The following is a 12,029-nucleotide window of genomic DNA, read 5'->3' on the forward strand; positions in this document are numbered from 1 at the left end:
GTTTGTAGGCACCCCCCCGGAGGAATTGCGCTCCGGCTGCCGCCACTCGTTTGGCAGTTTCCACGATCATGGCCTCATTTTCCACCGAACAGGGGCCGGCGACAATGCTAACGGGATGATTTCTGCCGATGGGGATAACACCGTTAGGAGTGGGGACTAAAACCTCGCTGTATTCCCCGTGACGGTATTCTAAACAGGCGCGTTTGAAGGGTTGTTCGACTCGTAGGACGGTTTCGATCCAAGGGCTTAATTCTTGGATTTGTAGGGGGTCTAATTCCCTGGTTTCTCCGACTAAACCGATGACAACTTTATGCTTACCGACGATTTTCTCGGGACTTAATCCCCATGCCTCGAATTCGGCACCGATGCGCTCGATTTCAATTTCCGGGGAACCAACTTTCATGACAACAATCATGGCATTAACCTTTTATTGTTTCCTTTAATCTCTATTGTTGACGATTTCTAGAGGTTATCTATTTTTCTTCCACTTCTTTTTTGCCGGACCGCCAAGCGGCGATCGTTCTACCAAAATTAGCTTGAAATTCTTGCCATCCTAGCCAATCCCCCACCCGATCCTCATCCCAAGAAGCGGAGAAGATGCCATAACTCAGACCGATAAAACCTAGACCAAACAGGCTTAAACTGACGAGCATGGCGACGTAGGAAGGGATTTCGAGAAGATTGTGGCTAATAATCCAGTAGAAGCCAAAAAAGGAAGTTATCCCCAATACTGTCGGAATGCCGCAAAATACCGCCATCCGTTTGGCCATCCGTTGACTGACCACTTGCGGAATCGCCTTTAAGCTGGTTTCCTCGGAGCGATTTTTTATCGGCGGTGGCACGGGACTAGGGGCAATTTTCGGGGTTTTTCGCTTATTTTGGCGCGGCTCAAAGGGGAGACGTTCTTTTTTCTCCGTCGATTTCGATTCAGAGGCCATGGTAGGGATGCAAAGGGGGTAAGCTTAACGGCGAATTCCGAGACGACCAATCAGGGTTTGATAACGTTGTTGATCTTTCTTCTGGATATAGGTTAACAGTCCCCGACGACGACCGATCATCTGGAGTAATCCCCGACGGGAAGCGTGGTCTTTTGGGTTAGCTTTCAGGTGTTCGGTCAGTTGGTTGATTCTCTCGGTTAAGAAAGCTACCTGTAACTCCGATGATCCTGTATCGGTTTCGTGGGACTGATATTGGCTGATTAGTTCTTGTTTCTTGGTCTGGGTTAAGGCCATAGGACTCGTGATCTCTGCTTAAATACTGCAATCTATTATAGTATCACGTTTCTGGTCGATCCGTAAACATTGTTCGGGAGATAGGGTGATAGGGTTTTGGGGTGATAGGGTGATAGGGTGATAGGGTGATAGGGTGATAGGGTTTTGGGGTGATAGGGTTTTGGGGTGATAGGGTTTTGGGGTGATGAGACAACTTCCCCACTTCCCCACTTCCCACACCCCATTGCCGCAAATCATGGCAAAATCTTAGACATAGCGTCTAACTTACCCTGAAGATTCCATGCTGTTAAAATCCACGACCCGTCATATTCGCATTTATACGGCTGAAGTAAAAAATAATCAACTAATCGAGAGTAACCATGTCTTGACTCTTGATGTGGATCCCGATAATGAATTTAATTGGGAAGAAGTGGCTCTCAATAAGGTTTATAGTAAGTTTGATGAATTGGTAGAGTCCTACAATGGGGAAGAACTGAGCGAATATAATCTCCGTCGCATCGGTTCAGATCTAGAACATTTTATCCGTTCTCTCCTGCAAAAAGGCGAAATTAGCTATAATCTCAATGCCAGAGTCCAGAACTATAGTATGGGTTTACCAAAATTAGGGTGAACAATTCCGCGTCAGTCCCCACCTGGACACCTAGAAGGGTGGGGAAGTTGCATCACGGCTCTTCTGGTTTCTGTGTGGAAACGAGGTCTATACTGATAGAATATCCGCAAAATAGCCCTAAAAGTCTTGCCCGATAAGCATTTCACGATTCCATAAGCAAAAATTATCACACAAAGTCGAGAAGAGCCATTATACCAAATACAAAATGAATTACACAGGATTGGAGCAGCAAAGCAAGGAATCACAAATAGCTGAATTAGAGCTATTTATAAAAAGTGTAATGGATTCAAGAGAACTGAAACGAGCGCTCTCAGTAAAGATGTAGATGTCTCTCGAAGGTAAAACCTGTGAAGAAATCAGCAGAATACTCTGTGTCAAGCAATCTTTTATATATTACGGTCGAAATATATTTAAAATAAATAGAAGGAATTAGAATAGGATATAAAGGCTCGATCGGATATTTAACAGATGACCAGACAAATGAAGTGATCGGGTGGTTGAAAGCAAAGATTTATTGAAACATGGATGAATTAATCGATTATATCAGCCAACCTTATGCTGTTATTTACAAATCAAAACAGGTTCTTCGTTACTTGGTATGGTTCGATAGGGGGGGCATAAATCGACTAAATCCTTATCTGGCAAGAGACTTAATTGATTAGTTCGCTCTAGATAAAAAACAATTGACAAAAATCGCTAAATGCCTTTCTATATAAGGGTTCCATCCCTTATAACCCCCGTACATTGCATAACACAAACCGAAGAACCACATTTTGCTTCGGGCGGCTGATACGTCTTCAGCAACTTATTCTCTTGCTAATAATGTAATTACTCAAATCGTTGAAACAGCTAATGAATGTGTTATTATTCCTCAAGTTTTAATTGAATTTTGGGTAGTTGCAACCCGCCCCCTTGATGTTAATGGTTTAGGTTGGACTCCAGCACAAGCTACAAATTATGTCAATGATTTATTAGATAACTTTACATTAATTGCAGAAACGCCGGATATTTTTCCCCTTTGGTTTCAATTAGTCACCATCTACAACATTAAAGGAAAACGCACTCATGATATTAGGCTTCTTGCTGTTATGAAAGCTTCTAACATTACCCATTTATTAACCTTTAATCCTGATGACTTTATCCCTATTCCCAATATTATCATCGTTCATCCTCAAGATTTCATTAATTCCCAATAATTAGGCAGCAAATCCGACATACCGCACCACAATCCCTCACGAAAGGCGATAGTTCGCCTGAGAAGGAGTAAAACAGGGGAAACCACCTGAGACTCCTTCCCCTGTCAATCCCTAAGCTAGGAAGAAGAATGTAAAGATTTATTAAACTGTAGCTTTTGATACAGTTGTGGGGGGGGAGTGTGTATGCTTCTGCTATCTCCCATTGGTGTTGGGTTGGGGTGTTGCTTAATCTGACTGCAAGGGGGCGATCGCACTTTGAGGAGATACATTAATGAAAACAAGTGTAATATACATAACGGCTGTATTAACTTTATTGGGACTAACTGTGTCTCGACAAGCTAAAACATTTAACTTAAGTGAAAACAAAGACTTTTTAATAGCTCAATCTGGTCAAGTATATAAGTGTATAAATGATCATGGCAGATTTTCGATAGTGCCAGGTATTCCTGGTGCAACTTCCAGTAGGGTTAGTTGCCTGATACCCGTGAAATCGGTAAAAAGATGTATGTACAAAAAATTTCTTGATAAAACTTTCCATCGTTGTTCTTTAGCCATACCAGCTTTAGATGGTGTTCCAGTCAATACATATTATTCCATAGGAACAACTGCGGGACTCACAACATTGTTTACTATCGATTAATTTACAGGAATATCTATCCATGTATCGATTAGTGTGGGAATCTCTGATACCTCAATATTTTTGAGAACTTGTTTCATGGCTTAAGTAGGTGCATCTTCATCTTTTATTGTACCTTATCTAATCATATCTACATATCTAATAGTGTTCCTCAAATTATAACTTTCCTCCTCTCCCTCGGCACTATCGGCGCAGCTTCAACCCTGAAGCGCAAACTAAAATCCTCCCAATCCACTGAAAAAGAAACCACAAAAGTTGGCTAAATTGCTTCTAAAATACCATAAATGCCCCTTTATTCAGTCAGTAGAGGGGTTATTTTTTGTCCATGTTTCTATTCATTAATTTTTATTAATTAATCGATCACAAGTATTTTTTTGTGATATAATGGGGCGGTTTGTACAAATATTTTAATTTTTAATGACTATTGTGATTCCCAACGAAATTATACAAGCAACAGGAAAAAACGAGCAACTGTTGCAACTAGAACTGGCAATCATTATGTTTAGAGACTATCATATCAGTAGCGCAAAAGCGGCTGATTTTGCCAACTTATCTTTAATTGAATTTCGTCAAGAAGTCGCCAAGAGGAATATTTGTGTAAATTATGATAGTGTAGATTGGCAACAAGAATTACAAACCTTAAAAACCTTAGGTGATCTGTGATTGTTGTTAGTAACACCTCTCCGATTACCAGTTTAGCTGCTATCGGCTATCTTAACTTGCTCCATGATATCTATGGAACAATTATTATTCCAGTGGCTGTTTATGAAGAAATGACAGGATTAGGTTATTCAGTTCCTGGCACTATTGAAGTTCAAACCCTATCCTGGATAGAAAAGCGAGAGTTAGAGAATCGGTTATTATTAGAAGAATTACAGGTTCTTCGGTTTGTGTTATGCAATGGAGGGAGGTTATAAAGGATAAAACCCTTACATAGAAAGACATTGCTTCGATTTTTGCCAATTGTTTTCTATCTAGAACGAGCTAATCAATTGAGTCTCTTGCCCTATAAGGATTTAGTCGATTTATGCCCCCTGATCGAATCATACCAAGTAACGAAGAGCCTGATTTCCATTTTTTCTCCCATCTTCTAGACTTTCTAAATTGTTAGGATCGCCGTGAACGCACCAATGGGCGACCGTTTTGAGTGAACAGCCAATAAAATCAGCTATTTCTCGTTGAGTTTTTCCGTCGTTCAGCAAGAGAAACATTAAAATTATTTCCCTAACTTCTGCTCTTTCTTCTTCTTTAAGAGCTTTTTGTAAGTTTTTCTTTTCTTCTAAATCTAGGAAATCTTTAGCTGGCATAAGTAGAATTTTTCTCAAGTTACTATTTCTATTTTAGGTGGTTTAAGTGCGTTTTAGCTTACTACCGAATCACCACCAGCAATTTTATAAATTATCCTTGACAAGGATGGTAATCTGGTGTACCTTGAGCAACAATCCCCGTTTGAACTGCCCGACGAACAAACACTAGAATCTTTTTACCATGTTACACTAGGTAGTTGGGTAGGACTAGCTTTATTTCCCTGATGTGGTAACTTATGTCTTCTTCTTTATTGCTCGAATTAGAAAATTTACTCAAAAAACCAATTGCTTCTATAAAAGATTATGAAAGTTCTCTTTTCGAGCAATTGCTCGAAAAATCTCAAGGACAGATTGTGTTGTTTGGTGCTGGCAACTTAGGCAAAAAGTGTCTTGCTGGTTTGCGGAGTGTTGGCATAGAACCAGTGGCTTTTGCTGATAATAATGCGGCTATCTGGAATACAAAGATTGAAGGGGTTGAGGTTCTTTCTCCTGAAATTGCTGCTCAAAAATATGGTGATAATGCTCTGTTTATAGTGACAATTTGGAGTCCAGGGAGAAATCGCCGGTTTGTGTTACTCAGAGATCAGTTGCACCAACTTAACTGCTTAAATGTTACTTCTTTTATCACTCTTTTTTGGCAATATCCAGCTATTTTTCTGCCTTATTACGGCATAGATTTACCTCACAAGATTTATGAACAATTAGACGATGTAATAGCTGTTTTTAGTCTCTTAAGCGATGATTATTCTAAACAACAATATCTGAATCAGCTAAAGTGGAGAATCTGCCTCGATTTTGATCATTTATCATCATCCACAGAAATCCAATATTTACCGAAGCTCCTTTTGCCACTACTGAGCTATGAAGTTTTTATCGACTGCGGTGCTTTCGATGGTGATACGGTTAAAACTTTAATTAACACTCAGAAAGATTCCTTTGAGAAAATCATCTGTTTTGAACCCGATCCAAGCAATGTTGAGAAGCTGAAAGATTATATCTCGAATTTAGATAATGTAATTCAAGAAAAAGTCGTAGTATATCAAAACGCTACAGGCAAAAAAAAGGAAAAAATTCGATTTTTAGCTACGGGTTCTGGTGCATCAGCAATTTCCTCGGAAGGCGAGCTAGAAGTAGATTCAATTCCCCTAGATGAAATTCTCGCTGATGAAGCACCCACATTTATCAAGATGGATATTGAAGGGGCAGAAATCGATACTCTTCTAGGGGGAAGTCACATAATTGAGAAATATCATCCAATCTTAGCCCTTTCTGTTTACCATCAACAGGATCATCTCTGGCGAATCCCCTTATTGGTAAATAGTATTTGTAGTGATTACTCTTATTTTCTTGAGCCTCATGGTGAAGATGGTCTAGATTTAGTTTTTTATGCTATTCCTAATTCTCGCTTTACCAGCGAAGCCTAATTGCCGTTAATTTGAGGAGAAACTCAATTAAATGTCGTCTAACTCTGTAGAGATGCCTGATCCCGTTTCTGAAATGCTCATCCCCACCCTAAACTTGATGGGGTTTATGACTGCTTGGATAGATCCTTATACCGAAGCTTTTGTCAAGTTTGCTCCCTTGGCTCCCAAAGCTTGTCTTGATATCGGGGCAGCTTACGGGATCGCAAGTTTAGCGGCTTTAGCAACAGGTGCGGAAGTGATTGCCTGTGATCCAGACTGGCGGCATCTAGAAATTTGTCTTCAAAAAACACCTTCTCACCAAAAAAATCGTCTTAGATTGTTACAAGGCTCTTTACCCGATCAGATTAATCTGGAGCAGGAAAGTTTGGGAGCCATCCTCTGCTCAAGAGTCCTACACTTTTTAACCGGGGCAGAAATTGAGGAATCAGTCCGTAATATGTCCCGTTGGCTTTGTTCTGGGGGTCGAGTTTATTTGATTGCTGATACTCCCTATAATAGATTTTTAAAATCATTTTTACCTATCTATGAAGAAAGAAAGCATCGGGGCGATTTTTGGCCGGGACAAATTGATAACTTTCCCCAATTTATGCCCACAGAACTGGCTCCCAATTTGCCCAACTTTTTTCATACTCTAGATCCAGATATATTAGCGCGTGTCTGTACCCAGATGGGTCTTATAGTTGAGAGAAAAGGGTTCATTTCTCGTATCGATTACTTACCTGATGCTCAAGATGATGGTCGGGAGGGAGTTGGCATTATTGCCTATAAACCTTAAAACTGATATGAAAATCCAAAATATATTCTTTGATCTAGATGGTACACTCATTAATTCGTCGAGGGGAATTAAATATTCTCTAACAAAAGCGTTGTCATCTGTACTTCCAGGCTTTGCTCTAGATCAGATTTCTACAAGCTTAATTGGCCCCCCTGTAGCCGAAATGTTCAAACAGATGATCGGCAATTCTGATCCAGATCTGATTGATGATTTAACCCGGGAGTTTCGCAAAAGCTACGATAGTGAAGGTTGGGAAAAAACCGATATCTATGAAGGGGTTGTAGAAACTCTTTGCCAATTGGCGGACTTGAATATTACAATGTTTATTGTTACTAACAAGCCTAGCCACCCAACCTTTAAAATTTTAGATCATCTCCAGATGCTACATTTTTTTGCCGATGTTGTATCTCCAGATACGGGAACTCATTCCTATCCCTCTAAATCAGCAATTTGTCAACATATCTTGACAAAGTACCAAATCAATCAACAATCTGCTATTTTGGTGGGAGATTCTCGTGATGATGCTCAGGCAGCTAAATCCTGTGGACTTAGTTTCATTGCTGCTACCTATGGCTATGGAAAAGTACACGAATCTGAAACTTCCGAGCAGTTATGTAAAATTTATAGTTTTCCCGAATTGATAGGTCTAATCAAGCATTAGCTTTTCATGCAAGGGAATAATAAAGTCTAATTTTAAGGAGGATTATCCAATGTCTGTTAACCGCGATATTTTTGACGAACTCTTTGTTTTAGAACTTGCCAATAATCATTGGGGTAGTTTAGAGAGAGGATTAAAAATTATCACTGACTTCTCTAGAATTGTTAGGTTTAATAGTGTCAGAGCATCGCTCAAGCTTCAATTCAGAGATGTGGACAATTTCATTCATCGAGATTTTCGGGACAGGACTGATATTCGCTATATCAAGAAAACTCTCGATACAAAAATGACAGAAGATGATTACGCAACTCTAGTGAAAGCAGTACGTCAAAGTGGCTGTATTCCGATGGCAACTCCTTTTGATGAAAAGTCTGTTAATCTTTGTGTCGAACTGGGGATCCCCATTATTAAAATCGCTAGTTCAGATCTCAACGACTGGTTTTTAATTGAGAAAATCGCCGAAACTCGCAAACCGGTAATTGTGTCAACGGGAGGTTCTTCTCTCAAGGATATAGATGATTTAGTCATCTTCTTTGAAAATCGTAATGTTCCTTTGGCTATTAACCATTGTGTTTCTCTCTACCCTTCCGAAGATTCTGAGCTAGAGATGAATCAAATCGATTATTTAAAAAATCGCTACCCCAATCATGTCATTGGTTTTTCAACCCATGAATATACTGATTGGACATCCTCAATGCTGATAGCCTACGCTAAGGGTGCGAGAACTTTTGAAAGGCATATCGATATTGAGATGGATGGAGTCCCTGTCTCTCCTTATTGTTCCTTACCCGAACAAGTCGATATTTGGTTTAAAGCTTTTCAAAAAGCTAAAGAAATGTGTGGCGCGCCGGGTACTCAAAAAAGAATGCCCCCTGAAAGAGAAATTAAGTATCTTGATGCGCTAGTTCGAGGAGTTTACGCTAAAAGGGATTTGCCAGAAGGTTACATTCTCAACCATGACCGCATCAATGAAGATCTATACTTGGCGGTTCCTCTCCAGAAAGGACAGATTTCTTGCCGGGAGTTAATGTCAGGAGAAATATTAACTAGGGCCTGCAACAAGGATGAACCCATTATGATTGACTCCATTGATAGCCCTTATTCAACTAACGATAATCTCAGAAAGATTATCTATCAACGGGGTATTTAATTTTGAGGGAAAGGTGAACTAATTGCTAAGTTCGCCTTTGATCATCTCAATAAAATAACTGGGTTAGGCAGCTGCATTTTTTGGATAGCATTGTAAATAGCTTCTTGAGATAAAATTGAGGTTACAATAATCGGCTGTCTCATCTCTCTCAATTGAATTTGATGGGGTGATAGCACCGTAATCCCTGAAATAACACTACCTTGATTAATGGGATTTCCATCAACAAAAGCAACTATATTGGCTTTTGCCAGTGAAGTTTCGGCCAGTAGTTTCATGGCTAATTGTCCCGTTCCCCAAACAATAACATCGGCAGCATCCTCTAACACTGACTGTAATTTAATATCTATATCAGTCATAGTTTTTTTGGAGCTTTCAATATAAAGCAGTATTCTTTCTTTGAGCATTTTATCAGGATAAATTACCAATTCCGATGAATTAGACTCTTGCTTCTGCCAAAAGCTATAAATGGCTGGATAAGACATCCCCGGAGAGACATCAAAAACTTTTTCTCCGATTAACTTATTGGTCAATCCAAATTGAATTAATAAATTTGATAAATGGGGGTGATAAAAATGATTAATATGTTCAGTATTAAAATCTTGAAAAGGTGCAAAAACATGATCAACATATCCCGAAGCATTGGGAACTTCTACATATAGATATCCCCCGACTTTGATTAATTGTTCTATTAATTTTACAGAAAATTTCAGATCCTGTATATGCTCTAACACATGAGAAAGAATGACAAGATCAAAATCTCCTAAATCTTGAGGAGGCGTAAAAATAGAACCAGCATAAGCTTCTATTCCGTAAAGCTGTTTTGTATTCTCAACACAAGCAGGAGATGGATCTAAACCACATAAATTGTTATATCCTAGTTTTTTAAGATAGCCTAATAACCCACCATTGGCACAGCCAATATCTAAAATGCGAACGCTCTTATCCGGTAAAAATTCAGCAATACATTCAGCCGTTTTTTGAAGTCGTGCGGCATCATAGGGAGATTCCCCTCCTCCCGTAGCGGTTTTTTTGTCCTCGTATTTGGATAATTTGGCGTAAAAAATATCGTAATCTTTCTGACTTACTGTTGTATCAGCATAGACAAAACCACAGCGATCACAACACAGTATATCATATCCATTTGAGAGGGGATGACCTTCAGGTAAAACAAAATTTTGTGTGTGAATAATCTCCCCATTTTCTTCTTGACAAATTGGACAATTTCGCAGGGATTTTTTCTGATTCATGATGTAAATCCTAAAATCTTGATGAATTATAATAGTAAATCTGGTTATTAAAAACTGATTATTTATTCCCCCTTTTGCCTATTGCCTATTGCCTGTCCTTATGAGTAGCCTATGCTCAACGGATTTAGTATAACTAGCTGTTCGGATAATTGATTCCCCTAGGGAAATCAAGGGTTTAAGTTGTAACTCATCAAAAGCCCTCTGGACTGAAGGAACGTAACGTTCAGCAGCTTTACCCGGGATAGGTTCTTTTGCTATAACTACCTCAACTTTTGATGCAAATGTACTGGCAATAACTTCCGCCAGTTCAGCGATAGTCAAATCCCCATCTGAACCGACATTGTAAGGGTAGCATGATTTTCCCTTAAACAAAATTGTCCACAGCCAAATCGCCAAATCCGCCGCATAGAGGTAAGAACGATAAGGAGTTCCATCCCCCTGGATGAGAATCGGACCCCCCGTCATACCATCTCGAATGAAATTACCAATAGCAAAATGGACATCCAGGGGCAAATAGGGACCGACAAAAGCAAAGCAACGAGCAATTTTCGTTTCTAATCCCTGTTGTTTAGCATAAAGAGTACAGAGCATTTCTGCTGCCCGTTTTCCTTCTGCATAAGCATAACCCGGATTAGTTAAATCAGGAGAGCCTAAATAGTCTTCGGAAACATGGGTTATCTCAGGGGGTTGTTTGCCATAAACGGCACCGGAACTGGTTAATAAGAACTTTTTAGCCTGACAAAATTTAGCAAATTCTAAAGTATGCCTTGTTCCCTCAATAATCGTATCAAACATTAGTAAGGGATCTTCTTGATTAAGCTTGGCACTCGCTTCAGTGGCACCATGAATAATATAAGAAAACTCCCCTTCAGGAAACTGAAATGACCTAACATCACCGCTATGGAATTGAATAGCGGTATGATTGGCTAAATGAGGAGCTTTTTGCCTGAAACTATCAGGATTTCTGGTTAAAACCACTGCCGATGCTTTTAAGTCTAGCCGATCATTGACCCAGATAAAACTCTCCAGAAGCCAACAGCCAAAAAAGCCTGTACCTCCAGTAATAAATATCCGCTGTCCCCGCAATTCTTCCCAGAGGTCTTTAGTGTGGGCAAGAATATGATTTAAGTCATTTGTTAGGTTAGGTTGCATCTTCAGCCAATCCATTTCATAGAAAAAGACAAATCCACACAAAAATAAAAAGCAATAGAGTTCTACATTCGCTCTATCCAATGCGAGAAGAAAAGGCTAACTTAAAAAAGAGATAACAAACAAGTTGCTTATATTGTCTAATTGACGAGATTGACTAAAATTCTTGGTCGCAAAAAACATCCAAAAAAATAAAAATGTTCCAAAAAATGCGAACAATGCAAATTTACCTACGCTCCGACAAAACTCTCGGATAATCGCTGTTACATACTCTAACATCTCCTCCGTTAATCCTAGAAATAGCCCAATCCAGAAGATTCCTGCCATGATTTTATCAGCATTTGACAAGTATGCTACAAGGTTTCTGGTTCAACGCCTAATTCTCTTAATTTTTCAGCTAATTTTTGCCGTAACATTCGCTCCTGTTCGAGTTGATCTTCAGTTTGTGCGACTCGTTCACTCCCCCATAATAACAAATTTCCCGACTTATCCCACCAACGCAACCAATTAGTAGTAAATTCAGCTTTGCTTCCTTGCCAGATACCAATAAACAAATTAAGTTCTTTTATCCAGTAACGATTATTCTCGTCTGGCAACTGCTGCTCATACTTTCCTGCCACTAAACAATAAACATCTAATTCTCC

General features: G+C 39.4%; 13 protein-coding genes and 4 pseudogenes. 10 read left to right on the top strand and 7 right to left on the bottom strand.

Annotation, left to right across the window (positions count from 1 at the left end):
* From IQ242_RS06580 to rpsO, 3 genes and pseudogenes are all read right to left on the bottom strand, one after another.
* Positions 1-415 (bottom strand): annotated as a pseudogene (locus IQ242_RS06580) (3-deoxy-7-phosphoheptulonate synthase); the annotation flags it as partial.
* Positions 416-473: 58 nt separating this feature from the next.
* Positions 474-938, bottom strand: coding sequence for a PAM68 family protein (locus IQ242_RS06585; protein ID WP_002788032.1), 465 nt, complete (start codon positions 936-938; stop codon positions 474-476).
* 24 nt (positions 939-962) lie between these two features.
* Positions 963-1,232, bottom strand: coding sequence for a 30S ribosomal protein S15 (rpsO, locus tag IQ242_RS06590; RefSeq protein WP_002741886.1), 270 nt, complete (start codon positions 1,230-1,232; stop codon positions 963-965).
* 280 nt (positions 1,233-1,512) lie between these two features.
* Between rpsO and IQ242_RS06595 the strand changes: the two genes are divergently transcribed.
* The 6 genes and pseudogenes from IQ242_RS06595 (at position 1,513) to IQ242_RS06615 (ending at position 4,592) form a co-directional block, all read left to right on the top strand.
* Positions 1,513-1,842: an NAD(P)H-quinone oxidoreductase subunit M gene (locus IQ242_RS06595; protein WP_002768583.1), complete on the top strand. Its 330-nt coding sequence runs from the start codon at positions 1,513-1,515 to the stop codon at positions 1,840-1,842.
* 770 nt (positions 1,843-2,612) lie between these two features.
* Positions 2,613-3,038, top strand: coding sequence for a PIN domain-containing protein (locus IQ242_RS06600; protein ID WP_193959429.1), 426 nt, complete (start codon positions 2,613-2,615; stop codon positions 3,036-3,038).
* Positions 3,039-3,309: 271 nt separating this feature from the next.
* Positions 3,310-3,678 carry a hypothetical protein gene (locus tag IQ242_RS06605; protein WP_193959422.1) on the top strand — a complete coding sequence of 123 codons (369 nt, stop codon included), beginning with the start codon at positions 3,310-3,312 and terminating at the stop codon, positions 3,676-3,678.
* A 164-nt stretch (positions 3,679-3,842) separates the two neighbouring features.
* Positions 3,843-3,938: pseudogene (locus IQ242_RS25900) on the top strand (LamG domain-containing protein); the annotation flags it as partial.
* 154 nt (positions 3,939-4,092) lie between these two features.
* Positions 4,093-4,338 carry a UPF0175 family protein gene (locus IQ242_RS06610; RefSeq protein WP_002770804.1) on the top strand — a complete coding sequence of 82 codons (246 nt, stop codon included), beginning with the start codon at positions 4,093-4,095 and terminating at the stop codon, positions 4,336-4,338.
* On the top strand, positions 4,335-4,592 hold the full coding sequence (locus IQ242_RS06615; RefSeq protein ID WP_228020852.1) for a hypothetical protein: 258 nt from the start codon (positions 4,335-4,337) through the stop codon (positions 4,590-4,592). The genes IQ242_RS06610 and IQ242_RS06615 overlap by 4 nt, the downstream gene beginning before the upstream one ends.
* Positions 4,593-4,742: 150 nt before the next feature.
* On the opposite strand, the pseudogene IQ242_RS06620 reads toward IQ242_RS06615, so the two are convergent.
* A pseudogene (locus IQ242_RS06620) lies at positions 4,743-4,982 on the bottom strand (transposase); the annotation flags it as partial.
* 236 nt (positions 4,983-5,218) lie between these two features.
* On the opposite strand from IQ242_RS06620, the gene IQ242_RS06625 reads away from it, so the two are divergent.
* The 4 genes from IQ242_RS06625 to IQ242_RS06640 are packed head-to-tail and all read left to right on the top strand — an operon-like array spanning position 5,219 to position 8,989.
* Positions 5,219-6,406 (top strand): FkbM family methyltransferase, encoded by a 1,188-nt coding sequence (locus tag IQ242_RS06625; protein ID WP_193959423.1) that lies wholly within the window; start codon positions 5,219-5,221, stop codon positions 6,404-6,406.
* Between the two features lie 31 nt (positions 6,407-6,437).
* Positions 6,438-7,181, top strand: a complete 744-nt coding sequence (locus tag IQ242_RS06630; RefSeq protein WP_193959424.1) for a bifunctional 2-polyprenyl-6-hydroxyphenol methylase/3-demethylubiquinol 3-O-methyltransferase UbiG — start codon at positions 6,438-6,440, stop codon at positions 7,179-7,181.
* 7 nt (positions 7,182-7,188) lie between these two features.
* Entirely contained in the window at positions 7,189-7,842 is a 654-nt protein-coding gene (locus IQ242_RS06635) for an HAD family hydrolase (RefSeq protein WP_193959425.1), read from the top strand.
* Between the two features lie 49 nt (positions 7,843-7,891).
* Positions 7,892-8,989: an N-acetylneuraminate synthase family protein gene (locus IQ242_RS06640; protein ID WP_193959426.1), complete on the top strand. Its 1,098-nt coding sequence runs from the start codon at positions 7,892-7,894 to the stop codon at positions 8,987-8,989.
* Between the two features lie 41 nt (positions 8,990-9,030).
* Here IQ242_RS06640 and IQ242_RS06645 read toward each other — a convergent pair whose 3' ends face one another.
* The 3 genes and pseudogenes from IQ242_RS06645 to IQ242_RS06655 form a co-directional block, all read right to left on the bottom strand.
* Positions 9,031-10,236, bottom strand: a complete 1,206-nt coding sequence (locus IQ242_RS06645) for a class I SAM-dependent methyltransferase (protein WP_193959427.1) — start codon at positions 10,234-10,236, stop codon at positions 9,031-9,033.
* Between the two features lie 78 nt (positions 10,237-10,314).
* A complete protein-coding gene (locus tag IQ242_RS06650) occupies positions 10,315-11,388 on the bottom strand; it encodes an NAD(P)-dependent oxidoreductase (RefSeq protein ID WP_193959428.1) in 1,074 nt (357 codons plus the stop codon).
* A gap of 350 nt (positions 11,389-11,738) precedes the next feature.
* Positions 11,739-12,029, bottom strand: a pseudogene (locus IQ242_RS06655) (hypothetical protein); the annotation flags it as partial.

Origin of the sequence: Microcystis sp. LEGE 08355 (genome assembly GCF_015207185.1) — a bacterium.
GTDB lineage: Bacteria > Cyanobacteriota > Cyanobacteriia > Cyanobacteriales > Microcystaceae > Microcystis > Microcystis panniformis.

What these genes read in the sequence shown, in the direction of transcription:
- IQ242_RS06585 (WP_002788032.1), bottom strand. Translation starts at nt 938, where the DNA reads ATGGCCTCTGAATCGAAATCGACGGAGAAAAAAGAACGTCTCCCCTTT.
- rpsO (WP_002741886.1), bottom strand. Translation starts at nt 1,232, where the DNA reads ATGGCCTTAACCCAGACCAAGAAACAAGAACTAATCAGCCAATATCAG.
- IQ242_RS06595 (WP_002768583.1), top strand. Translation starts at nt 1,513, where the DNA reads ATGCTGTTAAAATCCACGACCCGTCATATTCGCATTTATACGGCTGAA.
- IQ242_RS06605 (WP_193959422.1), top strand. Translation starts at nt 3,310, where the DNA reads ATGAAAACAAGTGTAATATACATAACGGCTGTATTAACTTTATTGGGA.
- IQ242_RS06610 (WP_002770804.1), top strand. Translation starts at nt 4,093, where the DNA reads ATGACTATTGTGATTCCCAACGAAATTATACAAGCAACAGGAAAAAAC.
- IQ242_RS06625 (WP_193959423.1), top strand. Translation starts at nt 5,219, where the DNA reads ATGTCTTCTTCTTTATTGCTCGAATTAGAAAATTTACTCAAAAAACCA.
- IQ242_RS06630 (WP_193959424.1), top strand. Translation starts at nt 6,438, where the DNA reads ATGTCGTCTAACTCTGTAGAGATGCCTGATCCCGTTTCTGAAATGCTC.
- IQ242_RS06635 (WP_193959425.1), top strand. Translation starts at nt 7,189, where the DNA reads ATGAAAATCCAAAATATATTCTTTGATCTAGATGGTACACTCATTAAT.
- IQ242_RS06640 (WP_193959426.1), top strand. Translation starts at nt 7,892, where the DNA reads ATGTCTGTTAACCGCGATATTTTTGACGAACTCTTTGTTTTAGAACTT.
- IQ242_RS06645 (WP_193959427.1), bottom strand. Translation starts at nt 10,236, where the DNA reads ATGAATCAGAAAAAATCCCTGCGAAATTGTCCAATTTGTCAAGAAGAA.
- IQ242_RS06650 (WP_193959428.1), bottom strand. Translation starts at nt 11,388, where the DNA reads ATGCAACCTAACCTAACAAATGACTTAAATCATATTCTTGCCCACACT.